This window comes from Streptomyces sp. YKOK-I1 (assembly GCF_054660435.1).
The window spans coordinates 7,739,475-7,758,743 of record NZ_BAAGDR010000001.1 but is presented as its reverse complement, the minus strand read 5'-3'; the positions used below and the strand labels follow the sequence as shown (position 1 = coordinate 7,758,743).

Annotated in this window: 13 protein-coding genes; 2 read left to right on the top strand and 11 right to left on the bottom strand. The window is 71.9% G+C overall.

Annotation, left to right across the window (positions count from 1 at the left end):
* Window positions 1-17 precede the first annotated feature (17 nt).
* The 5 genes from ACYQ8Q_RS34515 to ACYQ8Q_RS34495 form a co-directional block, all read right to left on the bottom strand.
* Window positions 18-1,988 carry a PIG-L family deacetylase gene (locus ACYQ8Q_RS34515; RefSeq protein WP_460070548.1) on the bottom strand — a complete coding sequence of 657 codons (1,971 nt, stop codon included), beginning with the start codon at window positions 1,986-1,988 and terminating at the stop codon, window positions 18-20.
* A 17-nt stretch (window positions 1,989-2,005) separates the two neighbouring features.
* Window positions 2,006-4,876 carry a stealth conserved region 3 domain-containing protein gene (locus tag ACYQ8Q_RS34510; protein WP_460070547.1) on the bottom strand — a complete coding sequence of 957 codons (2,871 nt, stop codon included), beginning with the start codon at window positions 4,874-4,876 and terminating at the stop codon, window positions 2,006-2,008.
* Window positions 4,877-4,884: 8 nt separating this feature from the next.
* Complete coding sequence (locus tag ACYQ8Q_RS34505) at window positions 4,885-5,838, bottom strand: hypothetical protein (protein WP_460070546.1); 954 nt, start codon at window positions 5,836-5,838, stop codon at window positions 4,885-4,887.
* Entirely contained in the window at window positions 5,835-7,667 is a 1,833-nt protein-coding gene (locus tag ACYQ8Q_RS34500) for a stealth family protein (RefSeq protein WP_460070545.1), read from the bottom strand. The genes ACYQ8Q_RS34505 and ACYQ8Q_RS34500 overlap by 4 nt, the downstream gene beginning before the upstream one ends.
* Before the next feature lie 179 nt (window positions 7,668-7,846).
* A complete protein-coding gene (locus ACYQ8Q_RS34495; RefSeq protein WP_460070544.1) occupies window positions 7,847-8,977 on the bottom strand; it encodes a PLL family lectin in 1,131 nt (376 codons plus the stop codon).
* A 304-nt stretch (window positions 8,978-9,281) separates the two neighbouring features.
* Here ACYQ8Q_RS34495 and ACYQ8Q_RS34490 point away from each other — a divergent pair, with 304 nt between their 5' ends.
* Window positions 9,282-10,364, top strand: a complete 1,083-nt coding sequence (locus ACYQ8Q_RS34490) for an LCP family protein (protein WP_460070543.1) — start codon at window positions 9,282-9,284, stop codon at window positions 10,362-10,364.
* Between the two features lie 37 nt (window positions 10,365-10,401).
* Here ACYQ8Q_RS34490 and ACYQ8Q_RS34485 read toward each other — a convergent pair whose 3' ends face one another.
* Entirely contained in the window at window positions 10,402-11,418 is a 1,017-nt protein-coding gene (locus ACYQ8Q_RS34485; RefSeq protein WP_460070542.1) for a PLL family lectin, read from the bottom strand.
* Window positions 11,419-11,495: 77 nt separating this feature from the next.
* On the opposite strand from ACYQ8Q_RS34485, the gene ACYQ8Q_RS34480 reads away from it, so the two are divergent.
* Window positions 11,496-11,903 (top strand): PIN domain-containing protein, encoded by a 408-nt coding sequence (locus ACYQ8Q_RS34480; protein WP_460070541.1) that lies wholly within the window; start codon window positions 11,496-11,498, stop codon window positions 11,901-11,903.
* Between the two features lie 7 nt (window positions 11,904-11,910).
* Here ACYQ8Q_RS34480 and ACYQ8Q_RS34475 read toward each other — a convergent pair whose 3' ends face one another.
* From ACYQ8Q_RS34475 to ACYQ8Q_RS34455, 5 genes are all read right to left on the bottom strand, one after another.
* Window positions 11,911-13,428 carry an amino acid permease gene (locus tag ACYQ8Q_RS34475; protein ID WP_460070540.1) on the bottom strand — a complete coding sequence of 506 codons (1,518 nt, stop codon included), beginning with the start codon at window positions 13,426-13,428 and terminating at the stop codon, window positions 11,911-11,913.
* A gap of 158 nt (window positions 13,429-13,586) precedes the next feature.
* Window positions 13,587-15,515 (bottom strand): 1-deoxy-D-xylulose-5-phosphate synthase, encoded by a 1,929-nt coding sequence (dxs, locus tag ACYQ8Q_RS34470; protein ID WP_460070539.1) that lies wholly within the window; start codon window positions 15,513-15,515, stop codon window positions 13,587-13,589.
* A gap of 231 nt (window positions 15,516-15,746) precedes the next feature.
* Window positions 15,747-17,120 carry a sugar ABC transporter permease gene (locus ACYQ8Q_RS34465; protein ID WP_460070538.1) on the bottom strand — a complete coding sequence of 458 codons (1,374 nt, stop codon included), beginning with the start codon at window positions 17,118-17,120 and terminating at the stop codon, window positions 15,747-15,749.
* Window positions 17,117-17,908, bottom strand: coding sequence for an ATP-binding cassette domain-containing protein (locus tag ACYQ8Q_RS34460; protein ID WP_055634530.1), 792 nt, complete (start codon window positions 17,906-17,908; stop codon window positions 17,117-17,119). Before ACYQ8Q_RS34460 ends, ACYQ8Q_RS34465 begins: the two co-directional genes overlap by 4 nt.
* 270 nt (window positions 17,909-18,178) lie before the next feature.
* The gene (locus tag ACYQ8Q_RS34455; protein ID WP_460070537.1) at window positions 18,179-19,264 is read right to left on the bottom strand and encodes a sugar ABC transporter substrate-binding protein; all 1,086 of its coding nucleotides are present in this window, start codon (window positions 19,262-19,264) and stop codon (window positions 18,179-18,181) included.
* Window positions 19,265-19,269: the final 5 nt, after the last annotated feature.

Here is a 19,269-nt window from a genome sequence, read left to right as displayed (position 1 = left end):
GGGCCCTCCTCAGTTGGTCAGCCCGTGACCGTCCACGGTCCGAACTCCGGTGACTCTGGGGCGAGTTGACGGGCCACCGCGAGACGGCCGTCGGTGCCCAGGACCGCGATCACGGCGCGGCCGAGGGCGTCGAAGGCGGCCGCGGGGGCACCGGCGATCGTCCCGCCGAGCTCCGTCGTGGGCAGTTCCCGCCAGGTCCCGTCGCCCGGCAGGAAGCGGTGGGCCACCCCGCCGAGGTCGCCGCGGGTGACGACCAGCGTGCCGCCCGCGGGCGACGGCGAGGCGGCCAGCGCGACGGCGCCGAAGCCGCCGCGGCCCCCGATCGAGGCCGCGGGCTGGGCCCAGCGGCCGCCGGGGGCGTCCTCCTGGGCCATGAGCAGCCGTCCGGTGCCGGGCTGCCGGTACACCGTCATGACCTGGCCGGTCGGCTGGACCACGGCCGCGGCGGGCCCGGCGGGCACGGTGAGCCGGAACCGCGGCGCCCGGCTCAGCGGAGCGTCGAGGGAGCCCTGCGCCCAGTGGAAGACGCCCTCCCTGCTGGCGGCGAACACCTCGACATGGCCGTTGGAGGCGGTGAGGGCGGCGATGCCCTCCTGGAGTTCGTGCCCCCGCAGATCGGTCCAGTCGCCCCAGGAGCCGTCGGTCTCCTGGATCCGGGTGTGCAGGCCCTGCCCGGCGTTGCGCACGAACAGGTGCAGCCGGCCCCGGCCGTCGCGGGTGACGGCCGGGGTGCCGAGGTGGCGGTCGCGCTGCGGGTCGCCGGCGGAGGGGTTGCCGAGGGTGACCCAGCCGGGGAACACGCCGTCGGGCTCGGCCTGTTCGAGCAGGACGATCTCCCGGGTGTGGGCGCCGTCGGCCGCGAGATGCGAGAGCCGCTCGGCGAACACCTGCCAGCGTCCGTCCGGGGTGAGGCCGACGGCGAGGCCCGGGGCGAGGGGGCCGCCGCCGAGGAGGAAGGGGCCGCGCCACTCGTCGGTGCCCGGCCGGGCCTCCAGCCAGACCGCCGCCTGCTGGTTGACGACGGCGAACGCGGCGAGCCGGCCCCGCCGGTCGGCGAGCAGCCAGGGCGCGCCGGACGGATGGCGCGGGGCGGTGCTCTGCACCCAGCCCGTGGAGCGGGCGTTCAGGGCGACGGCGTAGTCGCCGCTGCCGGCCGGGTCCCCGCCGTCGTAGCCGTCGGCGGCGCCGTAGACGTTGAGGAAGTACTCCTTGAGGGAGACCGCCTGAGGGCTCAGGTTGTGCGGCCAGCGCTCGTTGGCGTAGCCGCGGTAGGACTCCACGGAGAAGGCGCGGTTCTCGCCGGGGCCCTGGTAGTGGTCGAGCGCCAGCCAGGTGAACAGCGCGGCCGCGGTGTGGTCGCAGTGGTCGGAGAGGTCGCCGAAGTCGTGCCGCTGGGGGTGCTTCTCGTCGTGGACCAGCCGGTCGGGGTCCGGGTCCATGGTGCGCACCAGGGTGGGCCGGACCAGGTCCATGAGCTGGACCAGCGTGTCCACCAGGCCCGTGCGGGTGTAGGCGTGCGGCTCGTGCACCAGGCCGCCGGCGACGACGAGGGTGGGGACCCGCTCGGTCTCCTCGTGCCACAGCGCGTGCAGGCTGCGCGGCGGGCCCTCCGGGGTGCCGTGCTGGCGGATGTTGAGGAAGACCAGGGTCGCCCAGGGCGCGTCGGCGAGTGAGTAGGCCTCGGCCACGGCGCCGCCCGCCGTGGACAGGGTGGCCGGCTTCCAGGCCGCGGTGCGGTCGCCGAGCAGCATGGCGGCGTAGGCGGCCTTGATGCCGTTCTGCCGTGCCTTGCCGTAGGCCGCCCGGTCCTCGACGGCGGGTTCCTGCTGCCAGGGCCGGGGGTTGAGTCCGTTCGCGTCACCGGCGGTGAGGTAGACGGTGGTGGTGCGGACACCGGCCTTGAGGCCCTGGAAGACGGCCGGGTTCATGAAGTACAGGTCGTCGTCGGGGTGGGCCACGACCTGCAGTACGGACGCGGGGCTGGTCATGTTGTCGCTCCTTGCGGTCACAGGGGCCATCCCGGCAGATAGCCGGCGTGGGCGCGCTGGTTGCGCACGGACCCGGTCTCGTACTGGCTGGGGACCGGGAAGTAGCTGGGCAGGAACGCGGCGAGGATGGCGTCCTGCTCGTCCTCGGGGACGTCTCCGTCGTGGTAGTCGTTCAGGCAGAACACGTCGTGCGGGCGCACGCCGAGGATCCGGTTCAGCCGGGCGGCGTGCTCGGCGAGGCCGACGTTGACGAATCCGCAGGCGATGCTGCCGGGCACGCTGCGCAGGGTGTGGTAGCCGACGTAGTGGTGCAGCGAGGAGGCGACGGAGACATCGCCGTGGCTGCGCAGCTGGCTGGCGGCGGTGCCCGACACGGCCTGCCCGTAGCGCTGTTCGATGTCGGCGAGGACGCTGCGCCGCAGCGGGTGCGGGGCGTGCAGGAAGGAGTGCACGGGCGTCTGCCCGAAGTCGTGACGGATCAGGGCCCGGTTGTTCTTCGCGGCGCTGATGTTGAACTCGTCCTCGGGGCCGGGCGGTGCCATGGGCACGGAGGTGGGCGACATGAAGTGCCGGGCCTGGCCGTTGCCGAGGAAGAACAGGTCCGGCCGCACGGTCCGGCCGAGGAACACATCGTCGTTGAAGTACAGGAAATGCTCGGCGAGGCCCTCGATGTGGTGCAACTGGCTTTCGATGGCGTGGGAGTTGTACGTCGGCAGCGCGCCCCGGTCGCCGAAGATCTCGCTGTGGTCGACCACGCGGACGCGCGGGTGCGAGGTGTCCAGCCAGTGCGGGACCTGCCGGTCGGTGACGAGGTAGATGTTCCGGATCCAGGGCGCGTACATGTCGATCGAGCGCAGGGAGTAGCGCAGTTCGTCGCGGTCGCGGAAGCGGGCGGCGCTGGTCGCCGCGTCCTCGGTGTCCAGGCCCAGCGCGGCCAGCACGGCGTTCTTGCGCTCCAGCCAGGCGACGTCGGAGCCGTCGACCCAGGTGTAGACGGCGTCGACGGGGAAGTCGACGTCTGCGTGCAGCCGTTGGGTGAAGGCCTCGATGGTGGGATAGGGGCGGCCGGCGAGGGTGAGGGTGGAGCGGCGCATGGCCGCGTTGGGGATCCGGTCGCCGATCAGGGTGCGGGCGGGGGCGTGGAGGTGGGCGGGGTCCTCGGGGTCGTTCTCCCAGAAGGAGATCGTGGTGCCGTAGACGGCGCCCAGGCGCAGCAGGCGCGAGGGGGCGACGACGTTCCGGTAGACGCGGATGCCCGAGGACGGGGTGTCGGCGTAGGGGGCGACGAGGCCGGCGAGGACCGTCGCGACCGTCTTCTGGCTCTCGTTGAGGACGGCGGCGTACACGGCGTCGTCGCGGTGGCGCTCGGCGAGCGCCTTGAAGACCGCCTCGCGGTACACGGCGTGCACGGCGACGGAGTGCCGTACCAGATGGTCGCGTACGACGAGATAGGGGATGTCGGCCCCTTCGAGCACGTTGGCCACCAGGGCCAGGTTCTGCTGGACGACGTCCCAGGGGGACTCCCAGTCGAGGAGCCGGCAGATCTGGCCGCCGTCGCTGACGAACTCGCGGCGCTGGAGCAGACGTTGTTCCAGGGCGCGCTGGTCGGAGCTGCGGACGGTGGTGGCGGGGGCGGGGGCGGCGGCGGGCACGATGCCCTCGGCGCCGCCGAAGTAGGCGTGCAGGGCCTGGCGTTCGGCCTTGGCGACGGCCCGTCGGCCGGTGTCGCGTTCGGCGGCCAGCTCATGCAGAATCCGCTCCCAGGTGGCGGTGACCACGGTGGGCGAGAAGCGGTTCACCGAGGCCAGGGCCGCGGCGCCCATCCGGGCGCGCAGTTCGGCGTCCTGGATGAGCAGCAGCAGCGCCGAGGCGAGGGCGTCGGTGTCGCCGGGCGGGACGAGGATGCCGGTCTCGCCGTCGATGACGACCTCGCGCGGGCCGTTGGGCGAGTCGTAGGAGACCACCGGCACACCGGCGGCCTGGGCCTCGGCGAGGACCAGCCCGAAGGCCTCGTTGCGGGAGGTGAGGGTGGCGATGCTGGCCTTGGCCCACTCCTCGGCCAGATGCCGGGAGTTGCCGTTGAGCTGGACGCAGTCGTGCAGTCCGAGCATGTCGATCTGCCGGCGCAGGGCTCCGCTGAGGGGTCCGTCGCCGAAGATCCGCAGCTGCCAGTCCGGGTGGTACCGGGCGACCGTGGCCCAGGCGGTGACGGCGTGGTCGATCTGCTTCTCGGCTACGAGCCGGCCGGCGATGACCACCGTGCGGGTCTGGAGGGTGGAGCGGGGCCGGAAGCCGCCGGGCAGGGCGTTGGGCACGACCTCCAGCCGAGGCGCGGCGTCCCCTAGGGTCTCGGCGAACCAGTCCCGGGTGCGCTCGCTGAGCACGGCGAGGCAGTCCAGCCGGGCGGCGTACCGGCGCAGCGGCTCACCGCTGGCGCCGCGCAGTTCGGAGACCCGGTGCTCCTGGTGGACGGTGATCACCTGGGCCGGGGCCAGGTGGACGGCCAGGGCCATCAGGGCGGGGGTGGTGGTGACCAGGACGTCGGTGTCGGTGTCCTGGAGGGCGAGTCCGAGTTCGAGGTCGGAGAGCCGGTTGAAGGCGGGTTCCCAGTCGCGGTCGACGATCTGGCTGGGCTGGGCGGCGAGGCCCGTCCAGACGGTGTCGTCGACGGCGGTGGGGCGCAGTGGGCGGGGGGCGGGTGCGGTGAGGTCGACGAGGTAGTCGACGCGGACCCGTTCGTGCGGGGTGAAGAACTGCTCGCGCTTGCTCTTGAAGACGCTGAGCACCCGTACGTCGTGCCGGGCGGCGAGTTCGGAGGCCTGGTTGTACACCGCGCGTTCGGTACCGCCGACGGCGTCGGCCGTGGTCAGCAGGAACGTGATCTTCATATCTGTGGTCAGCCTGCCTCGGGCATGCGCGTGCAGGTGATGCGGAGGTTTCCTGCGGGGGTGTAGCGCGGTTGGACGATCAGGGGCGGGTGGCCCTGGGGGGTGATGGCCAGGGCGCGCATCGCGAAGACGCGCAGGGGGTTGCGGACGTCGTGCAGCCGGCGGCCGAGGCGTCGGGCGTGCCCGGTGCGGTCGGTCAGGACGACGTCCCAGTGCTCGGGGCGGGTGCCGCGCGGCGGCATCCGGTCCAGGGGGACGTCGACGCGGTAGACGCCGGCGCCGAGCGGGGTGACGGGCTGTTCGATCCGGCGTCCGGAGGCGACGAACTCGGCCCGGGGGTCCTCGGCGCGGGTGCCGAGGACCCGGAAGTCGACGGTGACCCCGGCGTGGCCGAGGTGCACCTTGGCCACCTCCACGGCGGCGCGCGCACCGGTGCTGACCAGGCGGGCGCTGCCGCGCACGGAGCGGCCGAGCCGGTGCCGCTCCCCCGTCACCGGGGAGGCCTCCATCGGCTTGGTGGGGCCCTCGTACGGCGTCGGCGGCTTCAGGAGCAGCAGGGACAGGGTGCGGCGTCTGCGTCCGGAGTGGACGCGCAGCCGCAGCCGCCAGCGGCCGGTGCCGACGGGGACGCCGCCGACCTCGGCGCCCAGCAGGATCGCGGCGTCGACCAGGGCCTCGCCGTCGGGGCCGGTGTGGACGCGGGCCTCGGCGAGGTGGCGGCTGCCGCGTCGGAGCAGCACGATCTCGGCGCGGTCGGGACGGCCGGCGGACGGCGGCAGCGCCGCGTGCAGGTTCACGGTCTGGCCGTCGAGGATGGCGGCGTAGCGCAGCCGGGCGGTGCGTTTCGCGCGCAGCGGGACGAACAGGCCGAGCATGACGCGTTCACGCAGGGCGACGGCCCGGCCGCGCAGCCTGGCCGCCCCGCCGCGCTCGGGTGCGGGGGTGGGGGTTCTGGAGGTCATCGGCCGAGGCGCCCCGGTCCGGTCGCGCGCCCGTCGGCGCGGGGGTGCTGCGGGGCGGGGTGCGGGTCGTCCGGCAGCTGGATGCCGGAGTCCTTCTCGAAGGGGCTGAGCACGGGGAAGTAGGCCTCCAGGAAGTTCTTCACCATCCGGCTCTGGGCGTCGGGATCGGCCGCCGTGACCGTGTCGTTCATACAGAAGGTGTCGAAGTTGCGGCGGGCGAGCAGGTTGTCCAGTCGCCGCTGGGCGAGGGCGTCGGCGAGGTCGACGTACACGTAGCGGATGTCGCCGACCGTGGCGCGGGCCGAGTGGTAGGCGTAGTAGTGGTGCAGCGAGGAGGCGATCGGCACGTCGCTGGGCGAGCGGAAGCGGGAGTGCTGGGTCACCCGGTGGGCCTTGGCGTAGATCTGCTCTATCTCGGTGAGGACGCTGCGGCGCAGGGCGTGCGGGGTGTGTTTCATCTTCTGCGAGATGACGGTGCCGAACTGCTGGGCGATCAGTCCGCGGCTGTTGCGGCCGGCCGCGTTGACGGGCAGGTCCTCGGTGTCCGCCCGGCCGGACGGGATCAGCGCCTTGGACTGGAAGAACTTGGTGAGTCCGTTGGCGTGGAAGAACTGGCCGGGCTGGACCGGGCGGCCGAAGAAAACGTCGTCGTTGAGGTAGAGGAAGTGCTCCGAGAGGTCCCGGATGTGGTGCAACTGGCTCTCGATGGCGTGGGAGTTGAACGTGGGCAGGGCGTGGGGGTCGGAGAAGATTTCCCGGTGGTCGACCACCCGGATGCCGGGGAAGCCGGTGTTCAGCCAGGACGGCACCTGGCCGGCGGTGACGAGGAAGATGGTGCGCACCCAGGGGGCGTACTGGTGGATCGAGCGCAGGGAGTACCGCAGTTCGTCGCGGCTGGTGTAGCGGGCGTCGTTGGCCGCCTGCTCGTGCAGTGCGCCGCCGGAGGCGGTGGTGTGCCGGCCGCGCAGTGCGTCGCGGTTCGCCCGCCAGACCGGGTCGGAGTCGTCGACCCAGGTGTAGACGACGTCGATGGGGAAGAGGTGGTCCTCGGGCAGGGCGGCGACGAACTCCGGCAGGGTGCGGGCGTGTCCGGTGGAGTAGACGGCCGGTACGACACTGAAACGTTTCTGCTCCGCCCAGCAGCGGCCCGCGTCCAGCGGCACCTCGGTCATCACCCGGTTGGGGCGCGGCGCGACCAACTGCCCGTCGCGCTCCGCCCAGAACTCGATGTCGCAGCCGGACTCCCGGCCGAAGACCAGATGGCCGCTGGGGTCGCAGACGTTCCACGCCACGCGCACCACGTCCTGGCCGCGCAGGGCCCGCCAGGTGGCGACGGCGCCGCCGGGACGCATCGGTCCGCCGGAGACGGGACCGGCGTATCCGGCACCCTCCTCGCCGACGACCCGCAGCAGCGCCTCCAGTTCGGCCCGCCGCCGGGCGGGCACGGCGACGCTCGGGGTGAGCGAGCCATGACCGCGCACACAGAAGTAGTCGATGCCCGCCTCCTCCAGCACGGAGACGAGGATGTGCAGATTGCGGGCCCGGGCGGCCCACGCGGTGGCCCCGGGGACCTCCACGGCCCGGACGTGCTTGCCGGCCACCCGGACGACCCGGATCCCCGCGCCGGTACGCCGGCCTCCCCGGCCCTGTCCGCCGAGTGCCCGGACGACCACGGCGGAACGGACGGCGTCGGCGGAGGCCAGGGAACGCTTCACCGAGGAACGCAGCGGGTGGGGAACCCGTCGCACGATCCGGCGCCGCGCCCCCAGCGGCACCAAAGATCGATATGTCGACACGAGCGCGCTCGCCTCGGGGTTGTTGAGGCTCACCTGTACTTCCGCACTTTCCACGTCCGAGGCCGGCTCGCGCACGAGACCGGCACCCCCCGTTCACCTGATGAACAGCAAAGGATTACCGAAGATTTACTGATCAGTCATGATGTTTCCACCTGTTCCACGGGCTGTCCAGCAGTAATCGACGGTCCGGCGGTAATCGGTTTCCCCCGGCCTCACACCGGCGCCGGTTCCCCGAGGACCAGCCCCGGTCCGGAAATCTGGCGGGCAAGGCGCAGGGTCCCGCCGGGATCGAAGGCCGCGACCACCACCCGGCCGTGGCCGTCGTGAGCCAGGGCCGGATCGCCCGCACAGGGCAGGCCGGTGTCCGTCCACCACAGGCCGGAGGACTCGGCCTCCGTGGCGCAGACCCCGACCAGGACGGTGCCGGACGCGCCGCGGTGGGCGATCACCGTGCAGTCGTGGCCGTCGAGCACGGTGCGCAGCACGGCGTTGGCCCCGTCCCCCGGAGTGCCGCCCAGCGGGACGGACCAGCCGCCGCGCCGGTGGCCGACCAGCCCGCCGCCGACCGGGTCGGTCCAGAAGTACGTGAGCCGGCCGGGCGCGGTCTCCAGCGCGGCGACGGATCCCGGCGCCGGGGCGGGCCGTACGTCGTGCGAGCGCTGCGGGTCGGCGGCGGGCTCGGGCTGGAACCAGTGCAGGGCGGCGCCCCCGGCCGGGGCGAACACCTCGACCCGGCCGTCCGAGGTCGCCGCCGCGGTGAGCCCGTCCCGCACGTCCGTGCCGCGCAGATCGGCCCAGGGCTCCCAGCGGCCGCCCCTGCCCTCCCGGCGCATCATCAGCCCGCCACCCGCGTTGGGCGCGAACACATGCACGGTTCCGTCGGAGGCCACGGCACCCGCCGGGGCGCCGAAACGCCGCGCACGGTCCGGCTCGGGGTGCGGATTGCCCAGGGAGCGCCACTCCGTGACGGGCCGTCCGCTCTGATACTGGATCGCGTGGACGACGTCCACCTCGACGGCCCCGTCCCCGTGCGGGCGTTCCCGCCGGCCCAGGAAGTGGACGTAGGCGTCCGCCCCCTGGACGATCGCGAGATGGGTGAGGCCGCGGACCTCCACGAGGTCCGGTCCCGACCAGCCGGGGCCGCCGGGCCGGGCCTCGGTCCAGCGCAGCAGTCCGCCGCGAGCGGGCGCGTACGCGGTGAGCCGGCCGTCCCTGCCGAGGGTGAGCCAGGTGCCCGTGGCCGTGCCGGTCACGGCCGCAGGCGGCACGGCGGCGGCAGCGGCCACCGGCACGGCGGAACCGCGCCGGGTCGCGGCGCGCGCGGACCGACCCCGCACCGGCATCACGGCCTCCTGACGACATGGCCGACCCGTGACGCCGGGTGGCTGGAATTCTCACATCATATGCATGGTCCCTACACTGCTCCGAGCCACCGGCCGGACGGCCCGGCGGGAAGACCGGCCGGGAGACCGGCGGGGAGACCGGCCGGGAGGCCACCCTCACCCACCCCGGCCCACCAGGGCATTCACGTGATGTGGATCACTGTCGTACAACGGCCGACGGGGGTCGCCGGTCTTCCGAACGCCCGGGTGCACGCCTGCCCGGATCCGAGAAAGTCATCCCAGAAGCACGAGGACACCGACCCGTATGACGACCCCAGCCGTCGAGAGCCCGAGCACATCGCCCTCCCCGGGCGGCGGCGCCCCCCGCCGCCGACGCCGGACCGGCCGGTGGATCCTGCTCGCGCTGACCCTCCTCCTCGTGGCCGGCGCCGGCACCGCGTACTGGCTCTACCGGGACCTCGACGGCAACCTCAAGGGCGTCGACATCGACCGGGCGATCGGCGACGACCGGCCGGAGAAGCTCCCGACCTCCGGCCAGAACATCCTGATCCTGGGGTCGGACTCGCGTGCCGGGGCGAACGCCGCGCTGAACACCGGCAAGGTCGCGGGCGCCCGCTCCGACACCGCGCTGGTGATGCACATCCCCGAGGGCCGCACCGAGGCCGTCGCCATCAGCATCCCGCGCGACACCCTGGTGACCCGGCCCGAGTGCACCAAGTCCGACGGCTCGACGGTGGCGACCGCGAAGCGCGTGATGTTCAACTCCGTCTACTCGCAGGTCGGTCCGGCCTGCGTGGTCAAGACGGTGGAGCAGATGTCCGGGGTCCGCATGGACCACTACGTCGAGGTCGACTTCGCGGGCTTCAAGGGGCTGGTGGACGCGATCGGCGGGGTGACGGTCACCGTCGACCAGGACATCCACGACACCTCCAGCGGCCTCGACCTGACCGCGGGCACCCACCGGCTGGACGGGACGCAGGCCCTGCAGTTCGTCCGGACCCGGCACGGCATCGGCGACGGCAGTGACCTCGGCCGCATCGGACTCCAGCAGCAGTTCATGCTCGCCCTGCTGAGCGAGATCAAGAAGCAGGACCTGCTGGGCAGTCCCGCCAAGGCCTACAAGATCGCCGACCAGCTCACCGCGGCCCTCACCACCGACTCCGGTCTCGCCTCGCTCACCAAGCTGTCGGAGTTCGGCCGCAGCCTCAACGGGGTCGACCCGTCGACCATGGAGACGATCATGCTCCCGGTGGCGTACGACAAGGTCGACCCGAACCGGGTCGTAGCCGCCGAGCCCCAGGCCTCCACCCTGTGGAAGGCGGTCCGCTCCGACGCCGAGATCCCGGAGTCCGCGAAGAAGTCCCCGGCCACCGGCGGGAGTTCCTGACCGCCGACGCCACGCCTCCGGCAAAGGTGACGGTGGGTCAGACCTCCTGCCACGCCGTCAGCGCGAGCACCGGCTCGTCCTTGCGGCGGCTGAGCAGGAGGCGGCCGGTCGACGGGGACAGGGTGGCGGCGACCACGCGGTCCTCGTGGTCCACGGCCAGTGCCACCTCGGCGTCCGGGTCCAGCCGGGGGCCGGACTCCGCCCACCAGGCGCCCGCCGACTCCTGTTCGGTGGGGTAGGCGGCGAAGGCGACCCGGCCGCTCGCCGAGCGCTGGGCGAGCAGGGTGCAGTCGTGGCCGTCGAGTGCGCAGCGGATCGCGGCGACCGGACCGGACCCGGCGGCGGCGAGCAGCGGGGCCGGTTTGCCGCCGGGACGCCAGGCCCACACCTCGCCGGAGTCGTCCGTGTAGTAGAGGGTGGTGTGCTCGGCCGAGGTGGCGAGGGCCCGCAGGGTGCCGGGGCGGACCGGCGCCTCCAGTGCCTCCTCCAGTACGGGCGGCCCGCCGGCCTCCTCCTGACGCCAGTGCAGGATCCCGCCGGGGACGGCCGCGTACACCTCGATCCGTCCCGACTCCCCCGTCACCGCGACGGGCGGCCCCTCGACGCCCTTGCCCCCGAGATCCCGCCAGGGCTCCCAGCCGCCCTTCTCCTTCTGGGCGAGCATGCCGAGCCCGGCGGCCCCGCCCCGGACGAAGACATGGGCGCGTCCCTCGGCGTCCACCGCGACGGCCGGCGGCCCGGTGCGGACGCCCCGCCGGTCCGGGTGGCCGACGGGCGCCCAGTCCAGCGGGGCGAGCAGCGGCCGGTAGTGGACGGAGTGCACCAGGCTCGCCTCGGTCTTCACGGTCGGGCGCCAGGACACCAGATGCGCGTAGCCGTCGGCGCCCTGGCCGACGGCGAGCACGGGGTGCAGCCGCTGGTCGCCGCCGACCCGGCGCGGGCCGTCCCAGGGCCCGCCCGGTGCGCGTTCCGCGCGGCACAGGACGGCGTCGTCGGACGTCAGATAGACACTGAGCCGCCCGTCGCGGCCGCGCATGAGCCAGTCGCCGTTCACCCGTTCACTTTATGTCGGCGGCTTCCCCGCCACTCCCGCCGGGCCGGTGGCCGGGGCGTCCGTGGGACGCTGGTCCCATGGACGCCCTGGACGCCCCCGCGGACGACAGCCCCGCCCTGCTCGTGATCGTCGACGGCGCGAACGTGGTCGGGTCGGTGCCCGACGGCTGGTGGCGGGACCGGCGGGGCGCCGCGGAGCGGCTGCGGGACCGGCTGGCCGCGGACGGGCTGCCGGGGCACGCCGGGCCCGTGGAGATCGTGCTCGTCGTGGAGGGCGCGGCGCGCGGGGTGGAGCCGGTGGCGGGGGTTCGGGTGGAGTCGGCGGCCGGCAGCGGGGACGACCACATCGTCGGCCTGGTCGCCCGGGCCGACGGCCGCCCCCGTCTGGTCGTCACCGCCGACCGCGCGCTGCGCCGCCGGGTGACGGACCTCGGCGCCGAGGTGACGGGCCCTCGTGCGGTACGGGGTCCGGCGGACGCCTCCTGAAGGAGGCTCAGGCCGTCTCCCCTCCCCCGCGCACCTCGTCGGCCGTCGTCTCCTCATGGCGTCCGAGGCGGCTGTGCGTGCGGCCGTAGAGGAAGTAGACGAAGAAGCCGACGACCATCCAGATGCCGAACCGGAGCCAGGTCTCGGTGGGCAGGTTGAGCATCAGCCACAGCGAGGCGCACACCGAAAGGATCGGGACGACCGGCACCCAGGGGGTGCGGAAGGCGCGCGGCAGGTCGGGGCGGGTGCGGCGCAGGATGATCACGCCGATCGCGACGACGACGAACGCGAAGAGCGTGCCGATGTTCACCAGTTCGGCCAGCTCGCTGAGGCTGGTGAAGCCGGCCAGGATCGCGATCAGCACACCGAGCAGGATGGTCGGCCGGTGCGGGGTCTTGAAGCGCGGGTGGACGTGGGAGAAGAAGCGCGGCAGCAGTCCGTCGCGGCTCATCGCGAAGAACACCCGGGTCTGGCCGAGGAGCAGGATCATGCAGACGGTGGTCAGGCCGACGGCGGCGCCGAAGCTGATGAAGCCCGCGTACCAGGGGTGTCCGGTGTGCTTGAACGCGTCGGCGAGCGGGGCGCTCACGGACAGCTTGCTGTAGTGCTCCATCCCGGTGACGACGATCGACACGGCGACGTACAGGACGGTGCAGATGATCAGGGAGCCGAGGATGCCGCGCGGCATGTCGCGCTGCGGGTTCTTGGTCTCCTCGGCGGCCGTCGCGACCACGTCGAAGCCGATGAACGCGAAGAACACCACGGAGGCGGCGGTGAAGATGCCCATCACGCCGAAGTTGGACGGCGCCCAGCCGAACATCAGCTGGATGAGCGGCGCCTGGAGGTTGTTGCCCGCCTCCACCGTCTGGGCCTTCGGGATGAACGGGTCGTAGTTCTCGCCGTGGATGAAGAAGGCGCCCGCGATGATCACGGTCAGCACGACGGTCACCTTGATGGCGACGACGATCGAGGTCAGCCGCGCGGAGAGTTTGGTGCCGATCACGAGGATCGTCGTGAGCAGCAGGACGAGCGCGGCGGCGAGGATGTCGAAGCCGAAGCCGTCCGCCCCCTCGCGCCCGCTGAGCGACGCCGGCAGATGCCAGCCGGCGTTGTCGAGCAGCGAGGCGATGTACCCGGACCAGCCGACGGCCACCACCGCCGTACCGAGCGCGAACTCCAGGACCAGGTCCCAGCCGATGATCCAGGCGGGCAGTTCACCGAGGGAGGCGTACGAGAAGGTGTACGCCGAGCCGGCCACCGGGACGGTGGAGGCGAACTCGGCGTAGCAGAGCGCGGCGAGCGCGCAGGCCACCCCGGCCGCGACGAAGGCCAGGGCGACGGCGGGTCCGGCGTTGTTCTTGGCGACCGTGCCGGTCAGGACGAAGATGCCGGTGCCGATGATGACGCCGACGCCGAAGACGGTCAGATCCAGTGCGGACAAGGATTTCTTGAGCGCGTGCTCGGGTTCCTCGGTGTCGAGGATGGACTGCTCGACTCTCTTCGTCCGGAAGAGGGTGCTGCTCACGGGGTACCTCCCACGCTGTGTCGTCCTCGACATGATCGAGAGGGGGCCTAGGTCGTATGCCCCGGCACGGGCGGGTTAACGCGAATGGGCCGGTTTCACCACTCTTCGCAGTGGTGGAACCGGCCCATCCGGGCGTGTCGGGTTGCCCCCGGCGGGTGTCAGTCGCGGGCGGGCTCCACGGAGTCCACCTCGGCGGCCTGGGTGCCGTACCTGCCGTCCAGCTTGGCGACGAGTCCGGTGACCTGGCGGGCGATGTCGGGGGCGGTCAGCCCGATCTCGGCCATGACCTCGGCACGGGAGGCGTGGTCGAGGAAGCGGGGCGGGATGCCGAAGTCGCGCAGCGGGACGTCCACGCCCGCGTCGCGCAGGGCCTGGGCGACGGCCGAGCCGACTCCGCCGACGCGGCTGTTGTCCTCGACGGTGACGACCACCCGGTGCTGCTCGGCGAGCGGCGCCATGGCCTCGTCGACGGGCTTGACCCAGCGCGGGTCGACGACGGTGGTGGAGATGCCCTGCCGGTCGAGCAGGCCGGCGATCTCCAGGCACATCGGGGCGAGGGCGCCCACGGAGACGAGCAGCACGTCGGGCGTGTCGGTGCCCGGCTCGCGCAGCACGTCCATGCCGCCCACGCGTCCCACGGCGGGGACGGCGGGGCCGACGGCGCCCTTGGAGAACCGTACGACCGTCGGCGCGTCGTCGACGGCGACGGCCTCGCGGAGCTGGGCGCGGACCTGGTCGGCGTCGCGCGGTGCGGCGAGCCTGAGGCCGGGGACGACCTGGAGGATCGACATGTCCCACATGCCGTTGTGGGAGGCGCCGTCGGTGCCGGTGACACCCGCCCGGTCCAGGACGAACGTGACACCGCACTTGTGCAGGGCCACGTCCATCAGCACCTGGTCGAAGGCGCGGTTGAGGAAGGTGGCGTAGACCGCGAAGACGGGGTGCACGCCGGCGTGGGCGAGGCCCGCGGCGGAGACGGCGCCGTGCTGCTCGGCGATGCCGACGTCGTAGACCCGCTCCGGGAAGCGCTTGGCGAACTTGTCGAGCCCGACGGGCTGGAGCATGGCCGCGGTGATGGCGACGACGTCCTGGCGCTCCTCGCCGAGCCTGACCATCTCCTCGCCGAACACGGAGGTCCAGTCGGCGCCGGAGGAGGCGATGGGCAGACCGGTGTCGGGGTGGATCTTGCCGACGGCGTGGAAGCGGTCGGCCTCGTCCTGGAGGGCGGGCTGGTAGCCGCGGCCCTTCTCGGTGAGGCAGTGCACGATCACGGGGCCGCCGAAGCGCTTCGCCTTGGCCAGCGCGGACTCCAGGGCCTCCAGGTCGTGGCCGTCGATCGGGCCGACGTACTTCAGACCGAGGTCCTCGAACATGCCCTGGGGCGCGATGAAGTCCTTCAGTCCCTTCTTGGCGCCGTGCAGGGTGTCGAACAGGGGCTTGCCGACGACGGGGGTGCGCTCCAGGAGGTCCTTGCCGCGGGCCAGGAACCGCTCGTAGCCGTCGGTGGTGCGCAGGGTCGCGAGGTGGTTGGCGAGGCCGCCGATGGTCGGCGCGTACGAGCGCTCGTTGTCGTTGACGACGATGACCAGCGGACGGTCCTTGGCGTCGGCGATGTTGTTGAGCGCCTCCCAGGCCATGCCGCCGGTGAGGGCGCCGTCGCCGATGACCGCCACGACATGGCTGTCGCGGTCGAGGATCTCGTTGCCCTTGGCGATGCCGTCGGCCCAGCCGAGGACCGTGGAGGCGTGGCTGTTCTCGATGACGTCGTGCTCGGACTCGGCCTGCGAGGGGTAGCCGGACAGGCCGCCCTTCATCTTGAGCCGGGAGAAGTCCTGCCGGCCGGTGAGCAGCTTGTGCACGTAGGACTGGTGGCCGGTGTCCCACAGGATCTTGTCCTTGGGGGACTCGAAGACCCGGTGCAGCGCGATGGTGAGCTCGACCACGCCGAGGTTGGGGCCGAGGTGGCCACCGGTCTTGGACACGGCATCGACCAGGAAGGTCCGGATCTCCTCCGCCAGCTGGTCCAGCTCCTCCGGGCTGAGCCGGTCCAGATCGCGCGGTCCCCTGATGCGGGTCAGCAGCGGCACCCGTGCCTCCTTGCAGTAAACGCTGTTCGAGCTGTTGCCGGGCCAGTCGAGTCTAATGTTCCGCGACCCGGCCTATGACACGACTATGCCCGGCACGGTGAGGTGCCGGGCACATTCGGATACCGGAAGGGGCGCGGGGCTGTATCTACATGCGGCTCCGCCGCGTGGGCGCGACAGGCCGCGACGGCGGAGTCAGCCGCAGTCCCACCGCACCCCGTACGGCGAGAGGCGCTATCCGCGACCCGCGGCCTTCTGGGACTTACGGGACACGGAGTCGATCACGACGGCGCCCAGCAGAACGCCACCGGTGATCATGTACTGGATCGAGGTGTTCATGTTCAGCAGGTCCAGACCGGTCTGGATGGACTGGATGACGAGCATGCCCAGCAGTGCCGACCACACGGAACCACGGCCACCGAAGAGGCTGGTGCCACCGATGACGGCCGCCGCGATGGCGAGCATCAGCGTGTTGCCGCCACCGGCGGACAGCGTCGCGCTCGCGGTCTGGCCGGCGAAGAACATACCGCCGATCGCCGCGAAGCCGCCGGAGATGGCGAACACGGTGATCCGGACCATCGGCACGTTGATACCGGCACGGCGCGCGGCCTCGATGCCGCCGCCGACCGCGAAGACCTGACGGCCGTAGGTGGTACGGCGGAGCACGAAGTCGACGACCACCAGCGCCGCGAGGAAGATCACCAGGGCGTTGGAGACACCGGCCGCGTCGTTCAGGACGGCGGCGGAGACGAAGGCCGCCACGGCGAGGGCGCCCACGCGCAGCAGGATCTCGCTGGTCGGCCGGAACGGCACACCCGCGGCCCTGCGGCGGCGCTGCTCGTTGAAGTTGCCGACGAGGGACAGCACGACGGCGAGGCCGGCCAGCAGGTAGGCGCCGATGATGGCCTGGTCCATGAAGAAGGAGCTCTGGCCGAGCAGATGGACCGGACCGGTGTCGGACGGGATGTTGATCGTGCCGCTGTCGCCGAGCAGCCACAGCATGAGGCCGTTCCAGCCGAGGAAGCCGGCCAGGGTGACGACGAACGCCGGCACGCCGACCTTGGCGAAGAACCAGCCCTGGAGCGAACCGATGGCGACACCGGTGATCACCGCGAGCACCAGCGCCAGCCAGGGGTTCACCCCGTGGTTCACCGCGAACACGGCGAACAGGGTGGAGGACAGACCGCTGACCGAACCGACCGACAGGTCGATCTCGCCGAGCAGCAGGACGAACACCAGGCCGATGGCCAGCATGCCGGTGGCCGACATGAAGTAGCTGATGTTCGAGAGGTTGTCGGCGCTGAGGAAGCGGTCGTTCTGCGTCTGGAAGATCGTCCAGATGACGATCAGACCGATGACGACCGGCAGCGAGCCGAGCTCGCCGCCCTTGACCTTGCGCTTGAACTCGGTGAGGTAGCCCTTGAGGCCCTCTTCACGGACCAGCAGCCGCGGGTCGACGACGGCGACCGGAGCGGCCGTCGGGTCGTCGGCGGGGGCGACGGTGTCCTGCGTCGCGGCGAAACCCTCGGTCGTGTCGACCTTGGTGGCCGTACCGGACTTCTCCGGCTCCGGGGAGTCGCTCTTCACGGTCTTCGACGTGTCGCTCACTGTGCCGCCTCCGCGGTGCGCCGCTCCGCACGACGGGTCACGGCGTTGTCCGTGGCACCCGTGATCGCGGCGATGATCTCTTCGTGGCTGGTGTCCTTCACCGGGAAGGAGCCGTTGTTCTTGCCCAGGCGCAGGACGGCGACGGTGTCGGCGACCGCCTTGACGTCGGCCATGTTGTGGCTGATCAGGATGACGCCGAGGTTGCGCTCGCGCAGCCGCTCGACCAGGTCGAGGACCTGCGCGGTCTGCTCGACGCCGAGGGCGGCGGTGGGCTCGTCGAGGATGACGACCTTGGGCTCGCCGATCAGGGCGCGGGCGATGGCGACGACCTGGCGCTGACCGCCGGAGAGGCTCGCGATCGGGATGCGCACGCTCGGGATCCGGATGGAGAGCGTGGACAGCAGTTCGCGGGCGTTCTTCTCCATCGTCACCTCGTCGATGACGCCCCGGTGCAGCAGCTCGCGGCCGAGGTAGAGGTTGCCCACGACGTCGAGGTTGTCGCAGAGCGCGAGGTCCTGGTAGACCGTCGCGACGCCGAGACCCTGGGCGTCGTGCGGCTTGGTGATGCTGACCGGCTTGCCCTCCCACTCGATGACGCCCTCATCGATGGGGTGGACACCCGCGATCGTCTTGACCAGGGTCGACTTTCCTGCGCCGTTGTCGCCCACCAGGGCGACCACTTCTCCGGCGTGAACCTCCAGATCGACATCGGTGAGGGCCTGGACCGCACCGAATCGCTTGGAGACTCCGCGCAACGCCAGCACGGGCGTAGCGGACACGTGAACCATCTCCTTCGCCGCCTGACCGGCGGGGATGCCGCGCTTGGGGTAGTGCGCGGAGGGACGTGCGAGGGGCGGCGCGGGGCCGCGGTACGCACGAGGTTTACAAGATGAACATGCGCGAATCCGTCGCGCTTGGCAACGGTTCCGTCCGACGCCCGCCCCGGCAGCGGGGTGTGAAGGTGGGGCAGGCGTCGGCGGGGTCTCGCGGGACCGCTCGGCGGTCTGGGCCCGAGCCCCTCGACGGGACTCGGGCCGGGTCGCGCGGGGTGCGCGCGACTACTCCAGGCCGGCCTTCTTGCAGGCGGCGGCGTAGTCGGCGGTGCAGATGTCCGCGACCGTGTACAGACCGTCCTTGACGACCGTGTCCTTGATGTTGTCCACCGTGACGGACACCGGGGTCAGCAGCTTGGCCTGGACCTTGTCGCCGGAGCCGCTGGTCACCGAGGTGTCGGCGAGGGACTTGATGTCCTTGCCCTCGAGCAGGTTGACCGCGAGCTCGGCGGCGGTGTCGGCCTCGGGCTTGTAGGCCTTGTAGACCGTGGAGGACTGGGTGCCGGCGACGATCCGCTGGATGGCGGCGAGCTCGGCGTCCTGGCCGGTCAGCGGGATGCCGCTGATCTTCGCACCCTTGAGGGTGTTGGCGATGCCACCGGCCATGCCGTCGTTGGCGGCGTAGACGCCCGCGATGTTCTTGGCGCCCAGCTGGGTGATCGCCGCGGACATCTTCTGGGCGGCGACGGTGTCCTTCCACAGGCCGGACTGCTCGTAGGCGATGGTGACCTTGCCGTCGAGGGCCTTGTGGGCACCGGCCTTGAACTGGGCGGCGTTCGGGTCGGCGTCGTCACCGTTGATCATGACGATCTTGGACTTCGTGGTCGCCTTGGAGCCGAGGGCGGCGAGCAGGGCCTCGCCCTGGAGCTGGCCGACCTTCTCGTTGTCGAAGGAGACGTACGCGCTGACCGGGCCCTGGGCGAGGCGGTCGTACGCGACGACCTTGACGCCCTTGTCCACCGCGGACTGGATGGAGGACTTGATGGCGGCGGAGTCCTGGGCGGAGATCACGATGACCTTCACGCCCTTGGTCACCATGGAGCTCATCTGCTGGGCCTGCTTGGCCGGGTCGGCCGCGGCGTTCGCGTACTGCACGTCACAGTCGGAGCAGAGCTCCTTGACCTTCGCGTCGAAGTACGGCCGGTCGAACTTCTCGTAGCGCGCGGTGACGTTGTCGGGGAGCAGCAGACCGATGGACTTGCTGTCCGAGCTGCTGCCAGAGTCCTTGTCCTTGTCGTCGCCGGCCTTGCCGCACGCGGCAATCGACAGCGCCATGGACACGGCGGTGGCGCCGATCACGACTCTACGCATCGTTG